The following is a 20,706-nucleotide window of genomic DNA, read 5'->3' on the forward strand; positions in this document are numbered from 1 at the left end:
ATTTGGCTTTTCAACACTCCAATCAGTCCGCATAATAGACCCAGCACGAATTTGGATATCAACATGCTTCAAGGAAAAAAACTGGTTTGTTTTGATTTAGATGGCACACTTATCGACTCTGTTGGCGTGTGGAATCAGGTTGATGCAGATTTGATTCAACAGTTGACTGGACAAACCATCCAATTGGATTTAATTCAACGTGAACGTGACATTCAGCTGCAATTATTTAAAAACACACCAGACCCTTACTTAATGTACTGTAACTATCTAAAAGATACTTATAAGATTGAACAACACACAGCAGATCAAATCAAACAGCAACGATATGCCATTTCACAGCATTTTTTAGAGCATATCATCTTGCTTAAACCACATGCAGCGTTATTTGTTCAACAGCTCATTCAGCAAGGCATTCAGGTGGCAATTACCACCACGACCAGCCTGCAAAATATTTATCGATATCAAAAAAATATTAACATCTATCCAATGCTGCATTTTGAAAATAGCTTTGATCTGATCCTGACCCGTGAAAGTGTCAAAAATATTAAGCCGCATCCTGAAGTCTATTTACAGGCGATTGAACATTTTGCAGTTCGACCTGAAGAATGTTTAATTTTTGAAGATTCACTCATTGGTGTAGAAGCTGCAAATGCAGCAGGCATTGAAGTGGTTGCGGTGTATGACGCATATTCAGAGCACGAAATTGAGCAAATCAAAAATAAAGCGGATTATTTTATCCATGATTTCTCTTCGGTTCTGAACTAAGTTAAAGTAAATAAACGTTCGCTTAAAAGTTAAAAAGCAGCCCAACTTAGAGGCTGCTTTTGATATTTTTGCATCTATAGATAATTGATCTATTTTACTTTTTTATAAATGGATCCAGACCCAACTAAATTTCCAGTTTTTTCGTCAATCGCAAATTCAACAGCACCTGTCCCAGAGTTTACAGCCAGTAAACCAGATTCAGCGACAGATGCAGGTACAGGATTTTTCTTTTCAGATTTACCACTTTGTTTATCTTTTAAAGTATTGGTAATGAAATAGTTTTCACCATTTTTACTAATAATCAGCGCATTTTCAAGTTGCGGATCTACTGCGGTATTTTGCCATGTTCCAGCATAATCAGGCGCTGGACTTTGTTTACATGCAGTGAGGAGAACTGCGAACAACATCGCAGAAAATAATTGAATCTTTTTCAAAATACTGACCTTCTTTGTCAATGAGTTTTGCATTATAGAAAGCCTTGAAGAGAACTTAAGACCGTTCATGTTGTGCAAAAGTTGCAAACCAAGTCCTGCTGTTTTTCTTTTGTCATGTTTTGAAACATTTGTAGTCTTTCATAATAAATAAGCCCACTTGATCGTGGGCTTATTTAAATATTTTCAATCTTTAGATTTATACGATTTGACGCATTGAACCGGTTTCTTCAAAAGTGGCATGCCAAGACAAAGCCTCTTTTAAAATATGCGGCGTTTGACCACCAAGCTCACATGCGCGTTCAAAGTAGCTCAACAATGCTGCGCGATAATCTGGATGTGCACAGATTTCAATGACTTTACGTGCACGCTCACGTGGTGAAAGACCACGTAAATCTGCCAAGCCCTGCTCTGTAACCACGATGTCAACGTCGTGGTCAGTATGGTCGGTATGACTCACCATTGGCACCACAGATGAAATCGCACCACCTTTTGCAATCGACTTGGTTACGAAAATGGCAATGTGCGCATGACGAGTAAAGTCTCCTGAACCGCCAATACCGTTCATCATTTTGGTACCCGTCACATGGGTCGAATTTACGTTTCCGTAAATATCAAACTCAAGCGCCGTATTAATCGCGATAATGCCTAAACGTCGAATGATTTCAGGGTTATTGGATAGCTCTTGTGGACGTAACACAATTTTGTCTTTGTACTGATCAAAATTGTTCATCACATGCTGTGCACAAGGCTCAGACAGCGTCATTGAACAGCCTGAGGCAAATTTCATTTTTCCAGAATCAATTAGCTGGAAAGTACAGTCTTGTAGTACTTCTGAATACATTTCCAAATCATGGAAATTAGAATGCTCAAAACCAGCAAATACAGCATTGGCAATCGAACCCACACCTGACTGTAGCGGGCCTAAATTTTCAGGCAAACGCCCTGCTGCTACTTCACCTTCAAAGAAATCAATCAGGTGCTGAGCAATCGCTAGGGTTTCAGCATCAGGTTCATCCATTTTAAACTGGGTATCTGGCAGATCATTCAACACAATAGCTGAAATCTTATCGGGGCTGACATTGATCCCAATCGTACCGATACGTTCACCGACCTGAGTCAGTGGAATTGGCCCACGGTTTGGTCGCGCTTTCGGCACATAAATATCATGTACACCTTCTAGCACTGGGTTAATCGTATTATCAATTTCAATAATCACATGATCTGCCATTTCAATGAAATTGGCTGAGTTACCACATGAACCTGTCGGAATAACTTGACCATCTTCTGTAATTGCAGTCGCTGCAATAACGGCCACATTAATGCGCGGTAAATTATGATGACGAATATTATCGGCCATTTCAGACAAGTGTTGGTCAATATACATGACCTCGCCAGCGTTAATGGCTTTACGTAAACCAGGATCTGCCTGATACGGATAACGACGTTCTATCGCATGCGCCGCATTGAGGCGACCATCGATACTATTTCCTAAACTAGCACCCGTTGCCAACGTGATACGAAGAGGATGTGAAACTGCATGATCTGCAAGTGCCAATGGAACCGTCTTTGCCTCACCTGCACCACCAAAACCACTTAAACCAACCACTGAACCATCTTGAATTAACTCAATCGCTTTTTCAGCAGACATTACTTTGTCGCGAAGGGAGAGTAAGCGAATGCGATCTAAACCATTCATAATTAAATCTCAAAAAATAAATATCTCAAAATAAACATCTTTTTTCGCCATCCCAGCGAACTGAGATAGCGTTTGTTATTGCTTATCTAAAAACGTACTTATCTAAAAGCTTACTTATATAAATTGAGGCAAATTAAATCAGTTCAACCGCAATTGCAGTTGCTTCACCGCCACCAATACACAGTGCTGCGACACCTTTTTTACCGCCAGTGCGTTTTAAGGCATGAATCAGCGTCACAATAATACGTGAACCTGATGAACCTAGTGGGTGACCAAGTGAGCAAGCACCACCATGAATGTTCACTTTTGCTTCATCTAAGTTAAATCCATCAATCGCCAGCATTGTAACCATGGCAAATGCTTCATTGACTTCCCACAAGTCAACCTCTTGTGCATCCCAACCTGCTTGTGCAAGCACTTTCTCAATAGCACCGACTGGAGCAATCGTGAACTCTGACGGATGCTGTGAATTTGTGGCATAAGCAACGACTTTTGCTAGTGGTTTTAAACCACGCGCTTGAGCCGTTTCTTCTGATGTAACCACCAAAGCAGATGCACCGTCAGAAATTGAGCTGGCATTGGCGGCTGTGATCGTGCCGTCTTTTTTGAATGCAGGACGCAGTGTAGGGATTTTTTCAGGCTTAGCACTTAAAGGCTGTTCATCTGTGTCAACAACGACGTCACCTTTACGGCTTTTAACGGTAACTGGCACGATTTCATTTTTAAAGAAACCACCTTGAATCGCTGCAACGGCTTTATTGAGTGAGTTGATGGCAAAAGCATCTTGCTGTTCACGGGTATAGCCTTTTTTATCTGCCATATCTTGTGCAAGGATGCCCATCGACAAACCTGTCTCAGCATCTTCTAAGCCTTCTTGGAACATGTGATCAGTGGTTTTACCATGACCCATACGATAGCCTGAACGCGCTTTTTCAAGTAAATATGGCGCATTTGACATCGACTCCATACCACCAGCAACCACAATATTGGCAGAACCAGCTTTAATCGCATCGGCTGCTTGCATCACCGCCTTCATGCCTGAACCACAGATTTTATTAATCGTGGTGGCACCCGTTGTATCTGGTAAGCCTGCTTGACGCATCGCTTGGCGTGCAGGACCTTGTTTAAGACCAGCCGGTAATACACAGCCAAAAATAACTTCGTCAATATCTGTAGGTTCTAAACCTGCACGTGCAACAACAGCCTGAATCGCTGCTGCACCTAAGTCTGGGGCTGTACAAGATGAAAGTGAACCCTGAAAACCACCCATCGCTGTACGTACGCCATCTACAATTACAATCATTTCTTATTTCATCCTGTTTTAAATCTTTTAACCCCAAGGAACCATGACTGGTTCCTCAGATTTTCCATCTTAATGTTTTTCACAGTGGTTTCGATGAAACCTTAAGATTGAGCGGTGAAGTATTCTTCAGATAGCTGCATAATAAGTTCAGAACCAGCTTTAATGCGTTGAGCACGAGCAGCAAGGTCAGGTAGAACTTTATCAACATAGAAATCTGCGAGTACCAGTTTGTTTTGGTAGAAGCTCTCTGGTTTTGCAGCCGCAGCTTTGCTAATACGCGCAAACATATAAACGAAGCTGAGTAAACCAACTGCATGCAGATAATCGACTGCAACCGAACTGCTAAAGTCTGGGGTGGTCTTAGATTGTTCAATAATGAATTGCGTTAATGCTTCAACTTCGTCAGAAACTTGCAATGCTGCAGATTTAACTTTTGAATCTGCCATGGTTGCAGCAAAATCACGAATTTCAGTAATGTATTCGGCAATAAATGCACCATTACATTTCGTGGTTTTACGTCCAATTAAATCAATCGCTTGTACGCCATTTGTGCCTTCGTAAATCTGTGAAATACGTAAGTCACGAATGCATTGCTCCATACCCCATTCACGGATATAGCCATGACCACCAAAGCACATTTGCGCTTCTAAAGTAGCTTGTAGGGCTGTATCTGTTAGGTAGGCTTTTGCAATAGGTGTCAATAAAGCCACGCGGTCATTGGCTTTTTTCACAGCAGCTTCGTCAGTTGAATATTTTGTAATATCCAGTTGCTGACCAACATACACAGCAAATGCACGAGATGCTTCGTTGTTGGCGCGTACATTCAACAACATACGACGTACATCACCATGTACTAAAATAGAGTCTGCTGGTTTTTCAGGAGATTTCACACCTGTCGCAGAACGACCTTGTAGACGATCAGTCGCATACTGTGCAGCATTTTGGTAAGCAAATTCTGCTGCGCCAATCCCTTGGATACCCATCGATAAACGTTCGTAGTTCATCATGACAAACATCGCCGCAAGACCTTCGTTTTCTTTACCAACGATATAACCTTTGGCGCCATCGAAGTTCATGACACACGTTGCAGAACCTTTAATACCCATCTTGTGCTCAATTGAACCCGCTGATACGGCATTACGTTCACCGACTGAGCCATCGGCATTGACATGGAATTTTGGAACGATAAACAATGAAATACCACGTGAACCCGCAGGTGCATTTGGCGTTTTTGCTAACACAAGATGGATGATGTTTTCACACAGATCATGTTCACCACTAGTGATGAAAATTTTCGTGCCTGTAATATTAAATGAACCATCTTCATTCGGCTCTGCTTTGGTTTTAATGATCCCCAAATCAGTCCCTGAATGTGGTTCAGTTAAACACATAGTGCCTGACCATTCACCCGTATAAAATTTTGGAAGATAGGTTTCTTTTTGCTCTTGCGAAGCACGGTCATTAATCGCCATACCTGCACCCACAGTCAGTAGTGGATACAACATAAATGATGGATTGGTACTCCAAATCATTTCGTCAGCAAGTACCGTCAACATTTTCGGCATGTTTTGGCCGCCCCATTCTTCAGAAGCGCCTAAACCAACCCAACCACCTTCAGCGAATTGTTTAAAAGCGTCTTTAAACCCTGTAGGCGTAGTAACAACACCATTACTAAACTGCGCACCACCTTCTTCATCTGCAGTACGGTTCAAGTCTAGAATAACGTTTTTAGAAAACTTAGCCATTTCTTCTAAAATGGCATTTGCAGTCGCCATATCAATATGAGCTAAGTTTTCATTTGACTGCCAGAACTCATCTGCATTGAATACATCATTTAAGATGAAGTCCATGTCCTTTAACGGCGCATTGTATATTGGCATTGTACTTTCCTTTTCTACAGGCTTTGTCAGCGTCTTTGACAAAGTACTTTTTTAAAGTTGCACGCTCCCGCACAAAATCATCAAATCAATTTTGTGTGGATTTTTTAAAGATCTGTTTTTTCAGATAGATATCTAAAATGGATATAGATAATGTGTTTTTACCGACAAGTGGAAAATAACCACCTGATATTTTGAGCAGCATTATTTTATTACAATTAAATAAATTTATTGAATTGAATAAATTTATAATTGGTAATTGATTAAAACCAAACATAATAGTACCTATAATCATGTTTAATTTAGGGTGTATTAATAACATAACAACCAAGACCGTTTTGTTAAATGCTGCTTTTGTTGTAAAAGCGAAAAGACAATAAATTAAAAAAAATAAAAATGGAATTTTATTTCAAAAAAATGACCTCAAGGGTTCAGTTTTATTGACATTAATTTTATGCTATGAATTCTATATGTTTTACGCACTCTACTAATGTGTTTATTTTTAAACCAATTTATGTAATATTTGAGACCATAGTGGAATGTAAGATTCACAAGATTTAGCTTAAGCTAGGCTTGTTCACCCTCAAGATGTTTATGGAACAGTTATCATGAGTTCAGTACGCCAACAAAATTTTATCCTTCGCAAGGAAAAAATTTTAGCCATGGCAGAAGCCCTGCTATTAGATAATAATCAAGACATCACCTTAAGTGAGTTAGCTTGTGAACTAGATATTGCCAAAGGCACGATTTATAAACATTTTAAAAGTAAAAACCAATTATATTTAGAACTGATTATCTTAAATGAAAAACGATTATTAGAAATTTCAAAAAAATATAATCATGATATTAAAACTTATGTTTCACAATATATGCTTTATAATATGTTGAATTCTAATAGAACTATATTATTACATGTCATTGAAGAACGCTTAACCAATAATGAACGTAAATTAAAAGAGTTATTTGAAGAGCTCTATCGTGTTCGTGAAGAACGTATTATTGAAATTAAGGATATGACCAGTGATTATCTAAAATCACTTGAAAGCGCAATGTCGATACGTGATTATTTATCTTATATTTGGACGGTCACTTATGGTGCATCCCTACTCCTCAATTCAACGCATTATCAAAAATCAATCGGTTCACGTGAACGCTTAATCAAGCTATATATTAATCAGGCGCTGATGACGCCAGATAAAATTTCAGCCGTATAGAATTGATTTATAAATAAAAAAGCCGAACAATTGTTCGGCTTTTTTTTCATTAAACAATATCTAGGTTATGCAATCACAGGTGGGAAGCCATCTTCGGTTAAAGCGCTAATCAATTGCTCTGCACTGGCACTAGATTCAACGTCAACTAATTTTGTAGCTACATCAATAGTGACCGTTGCATTTTCGTCTAAGTCTTTAATCGTTGCTGTTACGCTACGGGCACAACCACCGCATGTCATATTATCAATACGAAATTTCATGATATTCATCCTTCTTTTCTAATAACAACACTATAAACCTTGCCACGATTGTAAGGTCAAGCGGATTTAAATCTTTGCTGTATGGCAGCACTCAGCCATGCCCGTTTCGATTTGATTTAAAATCGTACAATCGGCTTGATCATTACCGGCACAGCCATCTACAGATTGTTGCAAGATCTCAACCATGGCCTGTAAGTCTGCGATTTTTTGATTTAAGGTCTGGATATGTTTTAACGCCAATGCTTTAACTTCTACACTTTGCCGACTTTGATTTTTCCAAAGTCCAAGTAAATCTTTCATTTGTTCAGAAGAAAAACCTAAATCACGCGCATGTCTTAAGAAACTCAAGGTTTTAATATCGGCTTCCGAGTAAACTCGATAGCCGGCATCGGTGCGCTGCGCATTATTTAACAGCCCAATCGATTCATAATAGCGGATCATTTTTGCAGAAATGCCCGATGCTTTCGCTGCTTGTCCAATATTCATCTCAAGACTCCTGAAAAACTGGCCCTTTAAATGCTTTTAAACGTAAGGCATTTGACACAACAAACACCGATGAAAGTGCCATTGCACCTGCTGCGAACATCGGTGAAAGCAATATGCCAAAGAATGGATATAACACACCTGCAGCGACAGGAATCAATGCTGCATTGTAAATAAATGCCCAAAATAAATTTTGGCGAATATTATTCATCGTCGCTGTACTCAGTGCGATCGCTGTCGGTACCATTTGTAAATTACCCGACATAAGCACAACGTCTGCAGCCTCTATCGCCACATCTGTCCCTGTACCAATTGCCATGCCCACATCTGCTTGTGCAAGTGCAGGCGCATCATTAATACCATCGCCGACAAAACATACGACACCATGTTCTTTTTGCAATTGTTGTACAGATTGCACTTTTTGATCTGGCATCACTTCAGCGATCACATGATCAATTTTCAACTGTCGTGCTATGGCAGAAGCGGTATGTCGGTTGTCGCCTGTAATCATGGCCACTTTCAGCCCTAAATCATGCAAAGCTTGAATGGCTGTAAAGGTTGTAGCTTTGATCGGGTCGGCTACAGCAACAATGGCAGCAAGCTGTTGATCGATCGATACATAGAGCGGGGTTTTCCCTTCATTGCCCATGCGTTCCGCCAGTGATGAAAAGATTTGTGTATCTAAACCAAGTTTATGCATCAAATGATCTGCACCGATAAAAATGCTTTGTCCTTCAACAACGGCCTGAATCCCAGCACCAGTCACGGAATCAAAATGCTCAACCTCTAAAAGTTGCACTTGCATCTCTTTTGCAGCTTGAACAATGGCATATGCAATCGGATGCTCAGATTTCTGCTCTACAGAGACCAATAACTGAAATACGCGATCTTTATCAAAATCTTCAGTGACTTCAAAATCAGTTAATTTCGGTTTACCTTCCGTCAATGTCCCTGTTTTATCAACTGCAACCACTTGTGTATTTTTGAGTTGTTGTAAGGCTTCACCTTTACGGAACAATACTCCAAGCTCTGCACCTCGCCCTGTACCGACCATAATAGACGTTGGTGTTGCCAAACCCATTGCACATGGACATGCGATGATCAGTACTGCTACAGCATTGACTAAGGCATAGGTTAAACTCGGTTCAGGTCCAACTACATACCAAACTAAAAAGGTGATCAACGCCAACGCCATCACCACCGGTACAAACCATAACGTGACTTTATCCACCAAAGCTTGAATCGGTAATTTTGAACCCTGAGCTTGTTCGACCATATGGATAATTTGTGCCAAAACAGAATCTTGACCTACCGCAGTGGCTTGTATTTTCAATGCCCCATTTTGGTTAATCGTACCACCGACAACTTCATCACCGGCTTTTTTCTCGACAGGAATTGGCTCGCCACTGATCATGGATTCATCAATATAACTGTTCCCAGACACTACAGCACCATCGACTGGGCAACGTTCACCAGGCCGAATTTCAATCAACATACCTGTTTTAACATCACTAATCGGCAAATCTATAAAGGTACCAGATTGCTCTACACGTGCTGTTTTGGGTTGCATGCCGACTAAGTATTGAATAGCTTGCGATGTTTTACCTTTGGCTTTCGCCTCCATAAAACGACCCAAAAGAATCAACGCCACAATTACTGCGGCTGCTTCAAAGTACACATGAACCGTACCTTGCGGTAATAATTGCGGAGCAAATGTTGCAACACAAGAAAAACTATAAGCAGATAAAGTCCCGACTGCGACCAAAGAATTCATATCCGGGGCAAGTCGCGCAAGTGCTGGTATGCCGTGCTGATAAAAGCGTCTTCCGGGTAGGATTAACACCAAAGTGCTTAATATAAACTGAATATACCAACTATTTTGTGTCCCTAAATTATGCGCAATAAAATGATGAAACGCTGGAATCATGTGTGATCCCATCTCCAAGATAAAAACAGGAACAGCGAGTACCAATGCGATGATTAAATCACGTTTGAGTAACCGAGCTTCGTCGGCTTTTTTTTCTGCCATTGTCGGTTGTTGCTGCGTAGCAATGCTAGCACTGTATCCCGCTTTTTTAACTGCCGCGATCAATTCTTGTGTTTTTGAAGCGGGAGCCTGAACAAAAGCTTTTTCACTGGCTAAATTTACAGTTGCTTTATTGACACCATCAACAGCATTTAAGGCTTTTTCAACCCGTGCTACACATGAAGCACAGGTCATACCGTCAATATTTAATTCAATATTGGGCTGTGCAATATGAAAACCTGCTTTTTCTACGGACTTCGCCAATGCAGAATTTTCAACAGATGCCAATGCCATAATCGTGGCTTTTTCAGTTGCCAAATTCACTTTTGCATCAATGACCTCTGGAACTGTCTTTAAGGCTTTTTCAACACGTGCAACACACGATGCGCAAGTCATCCCTTCAATTTCAAGTTCAAGCTGCTTTTGTGCAACGCCAAAACCTGCCTTTTCAACGGCCTGAATTACAGCAGAATAATCCACATTTTTATCACTCTGAACATGTGCTGTTTCAGTGGCTAAATTCACTTGAGCATCAGTGATGCCATCGACTTTTTTTAAGGCTTTTTCCACCCGTGCCACACAAGAAGCACAGGTCATCCCTTCAATAGCAAGTGTGCCGTCAAAAAGTTTGCGTTCTGTCGAATCTGTCATGGCAACATCCCAATCATATGTGCTTGTTTTAGGCTATAGCTTAAACTTTACCACAATGGGAAGGTCAAGTTTTTCTGACTCACAGCAAGGCTTTTCTTTAAGGTATAAAGAATTGCGAAGATTTAAAAACATAATCAATAATATTGAATAATGATTATTTAATTAGTTTATTTTTCTGATATTAAAACTACACCTTTCCTCATTATTCAGTAAGATAGAGATTCGTGACCACCAAACGAATTACTCTCTTTCGCATGTACAAACTGTCGAACATTTGCTTTAACTGCGCATATTTGTGTGCTTTTTTATTTTTAATTTTAAGTTGGAGTCTAGATCATATTGATGTTTGGCTCACTCAAGTGGTTATCCCTGCTGTCACGATATGCATACTCTTAGGCTTCCTGTTTAAATACATCGCTCGAAAGTTAGGACATGAACCACCTAAAAGAAAAATTAAACAACAAAATGCCAAAAACGATGATCAAGACGCGGCTTAAGACACTTATAAATAGCAAAATCATCAATAAAAAAGCCCATTCAAATGAACGGGCTTTTTTTCATGTCAGAATTATTAGTCAGCACTAATATCTTCAAATAAAACGGAAGAAAGGTAACGTTCACCACCATCCGGTAAAATGACCACAATGTTTTTGCCAGCATTCTCAGGACGTGCAGCAAGTTTTGCCGCAGCTGCCATTGCCGCGCCACTAGAGATACCCACTAAAATACCGTCATGAGTAGCCGTTTTACGCGCCCACTCAATTGCTTCAGCACTTTCAATACCGATCACTTCATCAACAAGGTCTAGATCTAAGTTACCCGGAATAAAGTTAGCGCCAATGCCCTGAATTTTATGTGGCCCAGGAGTCAGTGTTTCGCCTTTTTTCGCTTGGGCAATAATCGGAGATTCAGCCGGTTCTACCGCAACAGAATAAAGCGGCTGATTTTTCACTTTTTCAAAATAGCTTGAAATGCCTGAAATCGTACCGCCTGTACCTACACCTGAAACTAAAATATCCACTTTACCACCGGTCGCTTCCCAAATTTCTGGGCCAGTGGTCAATTCATGAATTTTAGGGTTTGCAGGGTTTTCAAACTGTTGTGGTAAATAATACGTTTCAGGATGTTCGGCAACGAGGCGCTGTGCTTCTTCGACCGCACCTTTCATGCCTTTAGCAGGTTCAGTCAATACGAGATTTGCACCAAAAGACTTCAACACCTTACGGCGTTCGATACTCATACTTGCTGGCATGGTTAATGTAATTGCATAACCTTTCGCAGCTGCAACAAATGCCAAAGCAATCCCTGTATTACCACTTGTAGGTTCTACAATATGCATACCCGGTTTTAATAAACCTTTTTCTTCTGCATCTGCAATGAGAGCTGCACCCACACGACATTTCACAGAAAATGCTGGGTTACGGCTTTCAACTTTAGCCAAGACCGTTGCTTCTGACTGAATCGCACGATTAATACGAACTAAAGGTGTATTACCAATCGCTTCAGCGTTATTACTATATACTGCGATACCTAAATTACTCGTTGCTGGAAAAGCTGAATCTGTTGTCATGACTATTTATCCCTTGTGTATTTATTGAATACGATCTTTAGATGATACAATTATTTTCAAAGTGTGCATGATTTTTTAAGCTAATGTCTTATATTTATGTGCATTTTGTGAAAGCTTGCACTAAAATCAAGCAATAAATTTAACTGATTAACTAAATTTAAACTTATAAAAATTAATGATATTTGATTTCATAAAAAACCATAGAAATTGTCTTATTTATTCAATGTATTAAGCCGTGATATCCGTATACTTGAGCTGTTGTTAATCGTATGGACATATCCAATGAATACCGATCTGGAAATCACTACTATGCGTGATTCTGCCGAATTAGTCGTGGGCGTTTTAAAGTCGCTGGCAAATACGGATCGTCTACTAATTTTATGTCATCTAGCACAGCAAGAATTGAATGTGTCTCAGATTGAAGAAATCACTGATATTAAACAGCCAACCCTCTCACAACAACTGATGATGTTACGCAAAAGTGATGTTGTGACCACGCGTCGTGATGGAAAGCAAATTTATTATTCAATTAAAGATGCAAATTTAGTTCAAGTTCTCAATACTCTTTACCAATTGTATTGCAACCAATCTTATAAATAACACTCAGTTATTTTAAAATTTCAAGCCAGACATGCTGTTCTTGCACCACTATAGATGAATTATCGCAATGGACAGCAATTCAATACCTTAATTTACCCTCCAGACTTCTTTTAAATATCAATAATTATTTCGAATATCCTAAGCTTTAAAACAGCTTATCCTTTTCATTAATTCATTTAAAATGATGGCTTCTTAAATATCCCCTTAAATTTCCTGCAATATTGTACGGTCAAAATTTATTGCACAAGACTTCTTAGCATTTTTTATGCATAATATATATGAAATTGTGATTTAGATAAGTTTATGTCAGATTTAAAACCTCATTTCTTACAGAAATTTCCTGCTTGGCAGTGGTTACAGCACTACAGCACTATGAAATTTAAATCTGATGTACTTGCTTCGCTGATCGTGATTGCCATGTTGGTTCCTCAAGGTATGGCCTATTCCATGCTGGCAGGTTTACCCCCAATCATGGGTTTATATGCCAGTATTTTACCGATGATTGTCTACGCACTCATTGGTGGAAGCTCAACCTTATCGATTGGCCCTGTGGCAATCATTTCGATGATGACCTTCGCCACGCTCAATCCACTATTTGAAGTCGGTTCGCCTGTTTATATTGAAGCCGCTACACTTTTGGCCTTAATGGTCGGACTGATTTCTCTACTTTTGGGTGTACTACGTTTTGGTTTTTTAATTCAGTTGATCAGTCATCCTGTCATTAAAAGCTTCATTATTGCTTCGGCACTGCTCATTGCACTTGGTCAGTTTAAGTTTCTCGTCGATGTCCCGCTAAAAGCCAACAACATCCCTGAGTTTGTTTTAAGTTTGTGGGAATATCTGAGTTTGACTCACTTTGCTTCACTCATCTTTGGTGTGCTGGCCATACTGTTTTTAATCTATGTACCAAAAATGTTGGCCACTCAATCAATTCAATCTCGATTCGGCTCTACGGCCTTTCTAAGTAAAGCACTGCCATTGATACTAGTGGTGATCTCAATTGCATCGGTGATGTTATTTGACCTGCAAAATGTCGGCATTAAAACCGTCGGTGAAATTCCTTCAGGATTTCCACCCTTAAGCTTTCCACATTGGAACTGGGAATTGGTACAAACCTTACTGCCCGGTGCAACAATGATTGCCATGATCAGTTTTGTTGAGTCACTGTCTATCGCCCAAGCCACTGCCTTACAACAACGCAGCCAACTCAATAGTAACCAAGAGTTGATCGCTTTAGGTTTAGCCAATCTAAGCGCAGGTGTTAGCTCTGCCTTTCCTGTGACGGGTAGCTTATCTCGTACAGTGGTTAATGCAGATGCAGGTGCAAAAACCCCGATGGCAGGTGTGTTGTCGTCATTGCTGATTATCGTTGTCAGTCTCTACTTCACTGGTTTTTTCCAAGACTTACCTTTAGTCATTTTGGCGGCCACGATTATTGTTTCCATTTGGAAATTAGTCGACTTTAAACCTTTTGTGGATACATGGCGTTATTCAAAAGCTGACGGGATTGCGATGTGGGTGACCTTTTTCGGTGTGGTGTGTATCGATATTTCTACAGGTCTCATTATTGGCATCATTTCTACTTTTATTCTGTTGTTATGGCGCATCAGTCGTCCACACATTGCGGTGATCGGTTTAGTCGATGGCACACAGCACTTCCGCAATGTACAGCGCCATCATGTCTATACCGCACCACATATTCTGTCGCTCCGTATAGATGAAAATATCTCGTTTTTAAATGCCAATACGCTTAAAGGTTTCTTGATCAATGAAGTCAGTGAAAATATTGACCTAGAGCATGTTGTTATCAATTGCTCAAGCGTCAGCTCAATTGACCTCAGTGCCTTAGAAATGTTGGAAGATTTAAATGCTGAATTATCAAAATTAGATATTCGACTGCATTTTTCCGAGGTCAAAGGCCCTGTCATGGACAAATTGCAGCACTCAAAATTACTCACGCATTTGAGTGGTCAAATTTTTCTCACCCACTATCAAGCCGTTACAGAGCTTGCGACAGCCAGTTCTGAGTACCAAATTTAAAGGCCTATTAGCTCACTGTTTAATCAATGCGAATTTGATAAACAGTGAGTTTTGAAGGGTTTACATTTTAATACACAAAAATAGATTATAAAAAACAAAGGTTTATTTTTAAATTAAATTATTTTTTAAGCATTCCACATTTTCGTATAAAATACAGGGCTAATTTTCATCATTTTGTCATTGTAATTCTGACAAGGCTCTCCTATGTTTTCAGCATTTACACGCTTGAGTTTAGTAACCCGAATTATTATCGCCATTATTTTAGGTGTATTGGTTGCTGTTGTAGCTCCAGGCGTTGCACCCTATTTAAGTTTGCTTGGTGATTTATTCATTAAGGCATTGAAATCCGTAGCACCGATACTGGTCTTTGTACTTGTGCTGTCATCCATTGCAAATTTCAAAGTGGGTAGCAGTAATGCATACATTAAACCAATTATATTGATGTACGCTTTGGGTATGTTCTTGGCAGCGCTTAGTGCCGTGATTGTCAGTATTGTATTCCCAAGTACATTAATTTTGGATGTTGCTGCGGAAAATCTTGTTCCGCCAGGCAGTCTTGCTGAAATCTTGAAAAACTTATTATTAAGTTTTGTCGCAAACCCTGTTACAGCAATTTCTGAAGCAAATTTCATTGGTATTTTGGCTTGGGCTGTTGCCTTAGGTATTGCATTTCGTCATGCATCAGAGAACACCAAAGTCTTTTTATCTGACGCTGCTGATGCAGTGAATAAAGTGATCCGTTTAGTGATTAACTTTGCACCTATTGGTATCTTCGGTTTGGTTGCTGTTACATTTGCCGACTCAGGTCTAAAAACGCTTGTTAGTTATGCGCACTTACTTGCGGTATTACTCGGTACCATGTTCTTTGTAGCTTTGGTCATTAACCCACTAATGGTGGCATTTATGACTCGCTCAAACCCGTTCCCATTGGTTTTCCAATGTCTACGTGAAAGTGGTATCACTGCATTCTTTACACGTAGTTCCGCTGCAAACATTCCAGTTAACTTAGACCTTGCAAAGCGTCTTGGTGTACCAGAGTCAACTGCAAGCGTAGCGATTCCTTTAGGTGCAACTGTCAATATGGCAGGTGCATCGGTCACAATTACAGTCCTCACACTAGCAGCAGTTCATACTTTGGGCATTTCTGTTGATTTCAGCACAATGTTGATTTTATCAGTCGTTGCTACCGTTTCTGCATGTGGTGCTTCAGGTGTTGCTGGTGGTTCATTGCTGCTTATTCCAGTGGCTTGTGGCCTGTTTGGTATTTCAAGTGATATCGCGATGCAAGTTGTAGCCATTGGTATGGTTATTAGCGTACTCCAAGATTCAACTGAAACCGCTTTAAACTCTTCGACTGACGTATTATTTACAGCTGCAGTAGACCGTGGTTTAAGATAATATCCTGATATTGGATACTTTTTAAGGCGAGGCCATGCCTTTACAGACTTTACCGCTTTGGATACAACTGGGTGCTTTTTTCCTCGCAGTGAATGCAGGAATGATTAATGTACTTGGACTGGTGACCATCTTGCACCAGTCAGTATCTCACATGACCGGTAATGTCAGTATGTTAGCCATGGCCTTCATTGCATGGCAGCCAAATACGATTATTTATTTGATTTTAGTCTTACTCTGTTATGTGATTGGCTCATTTTATAGTGGGCTTATTCTTGGAAATAGTCACTTTAGCTTAACCAGACGTTATGGCGTCCCATTAAGCTTGGTGGCTTTTTTTATTGTCCTGTGTTGGCTACTATTGCCCTATTTTCCACGTTACGCTTTGCTTTGGGCATGTGTGGCTATGGGTGTACAAAATGCAATGGTTAGCCACTATAAAGGTACCATTATTCGTACCACACACCTTTCTGGTGTTTTGACGGACTTAGGTTTGGCTTTGGGTTATAAAGCCCGTGGACTTCCGGTTGAGTCTAAACGTGTGGTCTTACATTTATTAATTTTGGCGGGATTTATCGTTGGTGGCATACTTGCCAGTTGGCTTTATCCTTATTTAAAATTAAACGCATTCCTGATTCCTGCCGCACTCAGTTTAGTCATGAGCGCAGTATATTGGATCATCTATTTTCATTATCGACATATACACGATTAGTTGGAACGTATTATGGTTAAAAATGCATTACAGGCGCAACTGCTTAAAGCAGGTCTGGTCGATAATAAAAAGGCAAAAAAATTGTCTAAACAAGCCGTACATGAAAAACGTACTGGTGAAAGTAAAGATGCTGAAATCAAGGCGAAAATTGAGCAAGATCAGCAGCAGAAAATGGCCAAAGATCATGCTTTAGAGCAAGATCGTAAAGCAGTTTTGCAAGAAAAAGAATTAAAAGCTGCCATCATGCAAATGATTAATCAGCATAAAATTCGTGATACCGATGGCGAATCGACCTATCAATTTATCGATGATGCCAAAATCAAAAAGCTTTATATCAATCAGCAAATTTATAATGCCCTTGTTGCTGGCAGTCTTGTTATTGCACGGGAAAATAGCAACTATGCTTTTTTACCAAAAGAATTAGCCGACCGTATTAATGCGAAAATGGAAGGCTTTATTATTGTGAATAATTCTGAAGCGAATGAGCAAACCACGGATGAAGAAGATCCATATGCAGCTTATGTAATTCCTGATGATTTAATGTGGTAAGCATTTCATATCGCTAATGAAGCTCCCAATTAGGGGGCTTTTTTTAGCTCAACATTTATTTATTTTAGTTCATCAATTAGGTTATACCTTCAAAAAATCATTTTTAGCACAAAATAAGTAACATTATGGACTATACATGTCGTAACTCCGTAAAGTTTACGAGTATAAAATTGCTTATATAATCATCATAATTACAATAGTTTGATCATTAAGCCTTTCATTTACTTCAATAAGAGTAGGATAATTTTGGAAAAATTTCAGTTCATTAAAAATATTCAAGATTGGTCAGATCAATACCCTTGGTTAGAAATGCTGACATCGCTCAGTCTCATTATTATTTTTGCCATCATTGCAAATTTTATCGCCAAGCAAATCGTGGTGCGTGGAATTCGTAAGCTCGTTTCTAAAATGGCCTTTAGCCATAGTCAAATTTTGTCAGAACATAGTGTGATTAAACGCTTTGCTAACATTGTTCCAGCAATTGTGATCTTAAATGGCATAACCACAGTCCCACATTTATCTGTGAAATTTATTTCAATCGTTCAGATGGCTTGTCAGGCTTTTATCTTCTTGACCATTGCTTTGGCAATTTCTGAATTACTGAATATTTTTAATCTGATTTACCAACGTAATCCAAAATCTAGAAACAAACCGATTAAAGGCTATTTGCAGTTGGTCAAATTGATTATTTTTTTGGTCTGTGGCCTGATGATTTTAGGTACTTTCTTGAAAAAAGATGTATTTACATTACTCGCAGGCTTTGGTGCTATGGCGGCCGTGCTCATGTTGGTTTTTCAGAACACCATTTTGTCACTGGTGGCTTCGGTACAAATTTCTTCTTATGACATGGTGCGAATTGGTGACTGGATTGAGATGCCTTCGCTCAATGCGGATGGCGATGTCATTGATATGTCATTACATACCATTACCGTGCAGAACTTTGATAAGACTTTTACCACGATTCCAACCAATAAACTGGTGACTGACACCTTTAAAAACTGGCGTGGTATGGCTCAGTCAGGTGTTCGTCGTATCAAACGCTCACTTTATATTGATCAAAGCTCTATTCATTTCATGACACAGGATGAGCAAAACAAACTCAAAGAATTTTTATTGCTAGATCAATATCTTGATCATAAGCATGAAGAGCTTGCTCAGTTTAATCAGCAACTTTCAAATCAATCGAAATATAATCAGCGCCGTTTAACCAATCTTGGGACCTTTCGTGCCTATATAGAATTCTACTTACAACAGCATTCAGGCATTGCCCAACACCAAACAATTTTGGTGCGTCAGTTACAACCCACGAGTGAAGGCATACCTTTAGAGATTTATGCTTTTAGTAAAACAATTGCATGGAAAGATTATGAAGCGATTCAATCTGATATCTTTGACCATCTGATTGCAATCACACCTGAGTTTGGTCTTAAAATCTATCAAGCCCCTTCTAGTGCCGATTTTAAAGACCTCGTTCAACCAAATGCCGATAAAAGTTAAGAGCTAAACTTTCCTCTCCCCATGTATATTCAAAGAAGAAATTCTGCAAATTAAAAAAGTCACAATGGCTTTTGAATATACATGGGGCTATCGGTTACCCCCCTCTACTTCCGCAATTACTTTAGATCATGCGATACAAGGAATAAAAGCGAATCAGATAAATGCGCTAATCGCTCGATTCCTTAAAAATATAATTCATCCGAAACAACTAAACATAATTAAAAAATCAGAACAAATACTATACAAATGTAGACATTTTTAGATACTATTTGTTAACAGTTGCATAAAAACGCTTCTAAAATAGGAACTTGATCATGGAAGGCCCCAATCAACCTTCTCGGAAATCAGTTAAAAACGAATCACAATTACTCATAGAATCGATGAATCGCACTTCTGCCAAACATACGCTCATACAGGCAGAAGCATGTGACCTAGAGAATCGTGTCCGTATTGAGCGTGCTTTATCCGACCCGATTGCACGTATTCCGGCACAGTTTAAAAATGCTTATTACAAATTTTTGTACTACAACCAGAAAGACTATTTAAAGCAGGTCAACTATTTCGCTCAATTGGCTTTTTTAATCTATTTTTGGGCAGATCGCTATGTCCTGCCAGACGTAGAAATGCTTTCAGGTGTAATTCGTATCATTGCAATTATTGGTGCATTTAGTCTGAATTATATTCTGTTTAAATATATCAAACAGATTAAATTGCTCGATTTAATATTACCACTAGCGACTTGCCTTTCTGCAATCCTCTGGTTTGAGATATTACTTCAGTCGAAAAATGAACTGGTTCATAGCTATCAATATGCTGCCATTATTTTGATTGTATTGGGTAATTTAAGTATTCATGTGCATTTTCGCCCTTCTATCATCACCTCAGCCATGATCACGGCAGCGATCCTTTTTGGCGCATGGCGCATTAATGATTTTGGTGATTTTACAATTTTTTTATTGGTGTACGTTCCTGTGCTGCTGTTCAGTATGTATATCTGCTGGAACTCTACGCTCAACTCTCGTAAAACGTTTCTAAGAGCGCTGCTAGATGACTGGAACTTTCATACCCTGCGCAAAATTGCCCATACGGATGAATTAACCCAGTTAAGCAATCGTCGCCAATTTGTACATGCTGCAAATAAAAAAATCCAAGAAACCCCGATGACGGTCTGTACCAGTCTGTTGATTTTTGATGTCGATCATTTTAAAACGATTAATGATCAATACGGACATGATGTCGGCGATCAAGTGTTATGCCAAATTGCTGAAATTGCAAGGAAAGAAATGCGTTTTTACGATATATTGGCGCGTTTCGGGGGTGAAGAATTTATTGTACTTTTGCCTTATACCGTCCCAGAAGATGCATTAAAAATTGCTGAACGGTTAAGACATAAAATGGAACAACATCAATTTCATATGGATGGTCAATTGGTGAAATTTTCGATCTCCATTGGTGTTTCCAAAATTGACCCTGACCACGCCAAACTTGATCAGTTAATTAAACAGGCCGATATTGCTCTATACGAAGCAAAACGCCAAGGTCGTAATCGGGTTGTACATTTTAATTCTATGAACTTTTGCAGCCAAGCTTTTAAGTAAATAAACAAATCAAAATGGAGAAAAAACAGCGAATCC

General features: G+C 39.4%; 17 protein-coding genes and 1 pseudogene. 9 read left to right on the forward strand and 9 right to left on the reverse strand.

What is annotated here, in order from left to right:
- Window positions 1–63 precede the first annotated feature (63 nt).
- Window positions 64–765: an HAD family phosphatase gene (locus FTT99_RS04565; protein WP_180129720.1), complete on the forward strand. Its 702-nt coding sequence runs from the start codon at window positions 64–66 to the stop codon at window positions 763–765.
- 89 nt (window positions 766–854) lie between these two features.
- On the opposite strand, the gene FTT99_RS04570 is transcribed toward FTT99_RS04565, so the two are convergent.
- From FTT99_RS04570 to FTT99_RS04585, 4 genes are all read right to left on the reverse strand, one after another.
- On the reverse strand, window positions 855–1,172 hold the full coding sequence (locus FTT99_RS04570) for a hypothetical protein (protein WP_111884393.1): 318 nt from the start codon (window positions 1,170–1,172) through the stop codon (window positions 855–857).
- 223 nt (window positions 1,173–1,395) lie between these two features.
- Window positions 1,396–2,895, reverse strand: coding sequence for a succinate CoA transferase (locus tag FTT99_RS04575; protein ID WP_171319206.1), 1,500 nt, complete (start codon window positions 2,893–2,895; stop codon window positions 1,396–1,398).
- Window positions 2,896–3,028: 133 nt separating this feature from the next.
- Entirely contained in the window at window positions 3,029–4,198 is a 1,170-nt protein-coding gene (locus FTT99_RS04580; protein WP_180008861.1) for a thiolase family protein, read from the reverse strand.
- 101 nt (window positions 4,199–4,299) lie between these two features.
- On the reverse strand, window positions 4,300–6,078 hold the full coding sequence (locus tag FTT99_RS04585) for an acyl-CoA dehydrogenase C-terminal domain-containing protein (RefSeq protein ID WP_180161267.1): 1,779 nt from the start codon (window positions 6,076–6,078) through the stop codon (window positions 4,300–4,302).
- Window positions 6,079–6,683: 605 nt separating this feature from the next.
- On the opposite strand from FTT99_RS04585, the gene FTT99_RS04590 reads away from it, so the two are divergent.
- The gene (locus FTT99_RS04590) at window positions 6,684–7,289 is read left to right on the forward strand and encodes a TetR/AcrR family transcriptional regulator (RefSeq protein ID WP_180129716.1); all 606 of its coding nucleotides are present in this window, start codon (window positions 6,684–6,686) and stop codon (window positions 7,287–7,289) included.
- A gap of 65 nt (window positions 7,290–7,354) precedes the next feature.
- On the opposite strand, the gene FTT99_RS04595 is transcribed toward FTT99_RS04590, so the two are convergent.
- The 5 genes and pseudogenes from FTT99_RS04595 to cysK form a co-directional block, all read right to left on the reverse strand.
- Window positions 7,355–7,549, reverse strand: coding sequence for a heavy-metal-associated domain-containing protein (locus tag FTT99_RS04595; protein ID WP_078190942.1), 195 nt, complete (start codon window positions 7,547–7,549; stop codon window positions 7,355–7,357).
- Between the two features lie 66 nt (window positions 7,550–7,615).
- A complete protein-coding gene (cueR, locus tag FTT99_RS04600) occupies window positions 7,616–8,035 on the reverse strand; it encodes a Cu(I)-responsive transcriptional regulator (protein ID WP_111884371.1) in 420 nt (139 codons plus the stop codon).
- 1 nt (window position 8,036) lies between these two features.
- Window positions 8,037–10,520, reverse strand: a complete 2,484-nt coding sequence (locus FTT99_RS04605; RefSeq protein ID WP_373684554.1) for a copper-translocating P-type ATPase — start codon at window positions 10,518–10,520, stop codon at window positions 8,037–8,039.
- Window positions 10,500–10,709, reverse strand: a pseudogene (locus FTT99_RS16600) (heavy metal-associated domain-containing protein); the annotation flags it as partial. The gene FTT99_RS04605 and the pseudogene FTT99_RS16600, both read right to left, overlap by 21 nt.
- A gap of 571 nt (window positions 10,710–11,280) precedes the next feature.
- Complete coding sequence (gene cysK, locus FTT99_RS04610) at window positions 11,281–12,279, reverse strand: cysteine synthase A (RefSeq protein WP_180129713.1); 999 nt, start codon at window positions 12,277–12,279, stop codon at window positions 11,281–11,283.
- Window positions 12,280–12,561: 282 nt separating this feature from the next.
- Between cysK and FTT99_RS04615 the strand changes: the two genes are divergently transcribed.
- The 7 genes from FTT99_RS04615 (at window position 12,562) to FTT99_RS04645 (ending at window position 20,670) form a co-directional block, all read left to right on the forward strand.
- Complete coding sequence (locus FTT99_RS04615; RefSeq protein ID WP_078193801.1) at window positions 12,562–12,879, forward strand: helix-turn-helix transcriptional regulator; 318 nt, start codon at window positions 12,562–12,564, stop codon at window positions 12,877–12,879.
- Window positions 12,880–13,182: 303 nt separating this feature from the next.
- Complete coding sequence (locus tag FTT99_RS04620; protein WP_180129711.1) at window positions 13,183–14,919, forward strand: SulP family inorganic anion transporter; 1,737 nt, start codon at window positions 13,183–13,185, stop codon at window positions 14,917–14,919.
- A 204-nt stretch (window positions 14,920–15,123) separates the two neighbouring features.
- Window positions 15,124–16,317, forward strand: a complete 1,194-nt coding sequence (gene sstT / locus FTT99_RS04625) for a serine/threonine transporter SstT (protein WP_180129710.1) — start codon at window positions 15,124–15,126, stop codon at window positions 16,315–16,317.
- A 34-nt stretch (window positions 16,318–16,351) separates the two neighbouring features.
- Window positions 16,352–17,026 carry a YoaK family protein gene (locus FTT99_RS04630; RefSeq protein WP_078193804.1) on the forward strand — a complete coding sequence of 225 codons (675 nt, stop codon included), beginning with the start codon at window positions 16,352–16,354 and terminating at the stop codon, window positions 17,024–17,026.
- Between the two features lie 12 nt (window positions 17,027–17,038).
- Window positions 17,039–17,575, forward strand: coding sequence for a DUF2058 domain-containing protein (locus tag FTT99_RS04635; protein WP_180120219.1), 537 nt, complete (start codon window positions 17,039–17,041; stop codon window positions 17,573–17,575).
- A gap of 246 nt (window positions 17,576–17,821) precedes the next feature.
- A complete protein-coding gene (locus FTT99_RS04640; protein WP_180078860.1) occupies window positions 17,822–19,072 on the forward strand; it encodes a mechanosensitive ion channel family protein in 1,251 nt (416 codons plus the stop codon).
- 314 nt (window positions 19,073–19,386) lie between these two features.
- Window positions 19,387–20,670: a GGDEF domain-containing protein gene (locus tag FTT99_RS04645; RefSeq protein ID WP_249682726.1), complete on the forward strand. Its 1,284-nt coding sequence runs from the start codon at window positions 19,387–19,389 to the stop codon at window positions 20,668–20,670.
- Window positions 20,671–20,706: the final 36 nt, after the last annotated feature.

The sequence above is a fragment of the Acinetobacter sp. YH12040 genome (assembly GCF_013420005.1).
Taxonomy (GTDB): Bacteria; Pseudomonadota; Gammaproteobacteria; order Pseudomonadales; family Moraxellaceae; genus Acinetobacter; species Acinetobacter amyesii.

Bases quoted from the DNA above. Each gene is read 5' to 3' on its own strand.
- FTT99_RS04575 (WP_171319206.1), bottom strand. From the start codon at position 2,895: ATGAATGGTTTAGATCGCATTCGCTTACTCTCCCTTCGCGACAAAGTA.
- FTT99_RS04620 (WP_180129711.1), top strand. From the start codon at position 13,183: ATGTCAGATTTAAAACCTCATTTCTTACAGAAATTTCCTGCTTGGCAG.
- FTT99_RS04565 (WP_180129720.1), top strand. From the start codon at position 64: ATGCTTCAAGGAAAAAAACTGGTTTGTTTTGATTTAGATGGCACACTT.
- cysK (WP_180129713.1), bottom strand. From the start codon at position 12,279: ATGACAACAGATTCAGCTTTTCCAGCAACGAGTAATTTAGGTATCGCA.
- cueR (WP_111884371.1), bottom strand. From the start codon at position 8,035: ATGAATATTGGACAAGCAGCGAAAGCATCGGGCATTTCTGCAAAAATG.
- FTT99_RS04615 (WP_078193801.1), top strand. From the start codon at position 12,562: ATGAATACCGATCTGGAAATCACTACTATGCGTGATTCTGCCGAATTA.
- FTT99_RS04590 (WP_180129716.1), top strand. From the start codon at position 6,684: ATGAGTTCAGTACGCCAACAAAATTTTATCCTTCGCAAGGAAAAAATT.
- FTT99_RS04580 (WP_180008861.1), bottom strand. From the start codon at position 4,198: ATGATTGTAATTGTAGATGGCGTACGTACAGCGATGGGTGGTTTTCAG.
- sstT (WP_180129710.1), top strand. From the start codon at position 15,124: ATGTTTTCAGCATTTACACGCTTGAGTTTAGTAACCCGAATTATTATC.
- FTT99_RS04595 (WP_078190942.1), bottom strand. From the start codon at position 7,549: ATGAAATTTCGTATTGATAATATGACATGCGGTGGTTGTGCCCGTAGC.
- FTT99_RS04570 (WP_111884393.1), bottom strand. From the start codon at position 1,172: ATGTTGTTCGCAGTTCTCCTCACTGCATGTAAACAAAGTCCAGCGCCT.
- FTT99_RS04585 (WP_180161267.1), bottom strand. From the start codon at position 6,078: ATGCCAATATACAATGCGCCGTTAAAGGACATGGACTTCATCTTAAAT.
- FTT99_RS04630 (WP_078193804.1), top strand. From the start codon at position 16,352: ATGCCTTTACAGACTTTACCGCTTTGGATACAACTGGGTGCTTTTTTC.
- FTT99_RS04645 (WP_249682726.1), top strand. From the start codon at position 19,387: ATGGAAGGCCCCAATCAACCTTCTCGGAAATCAGTTAAAAACGAATCA.
- FTT99_RS04635 (WP_180120219.1), top strand. From the start codon at position 17,039: ATGGTTAAAAATGCATTACAGGCGCAACTGCTTAAAGCAGGTCTGGTC.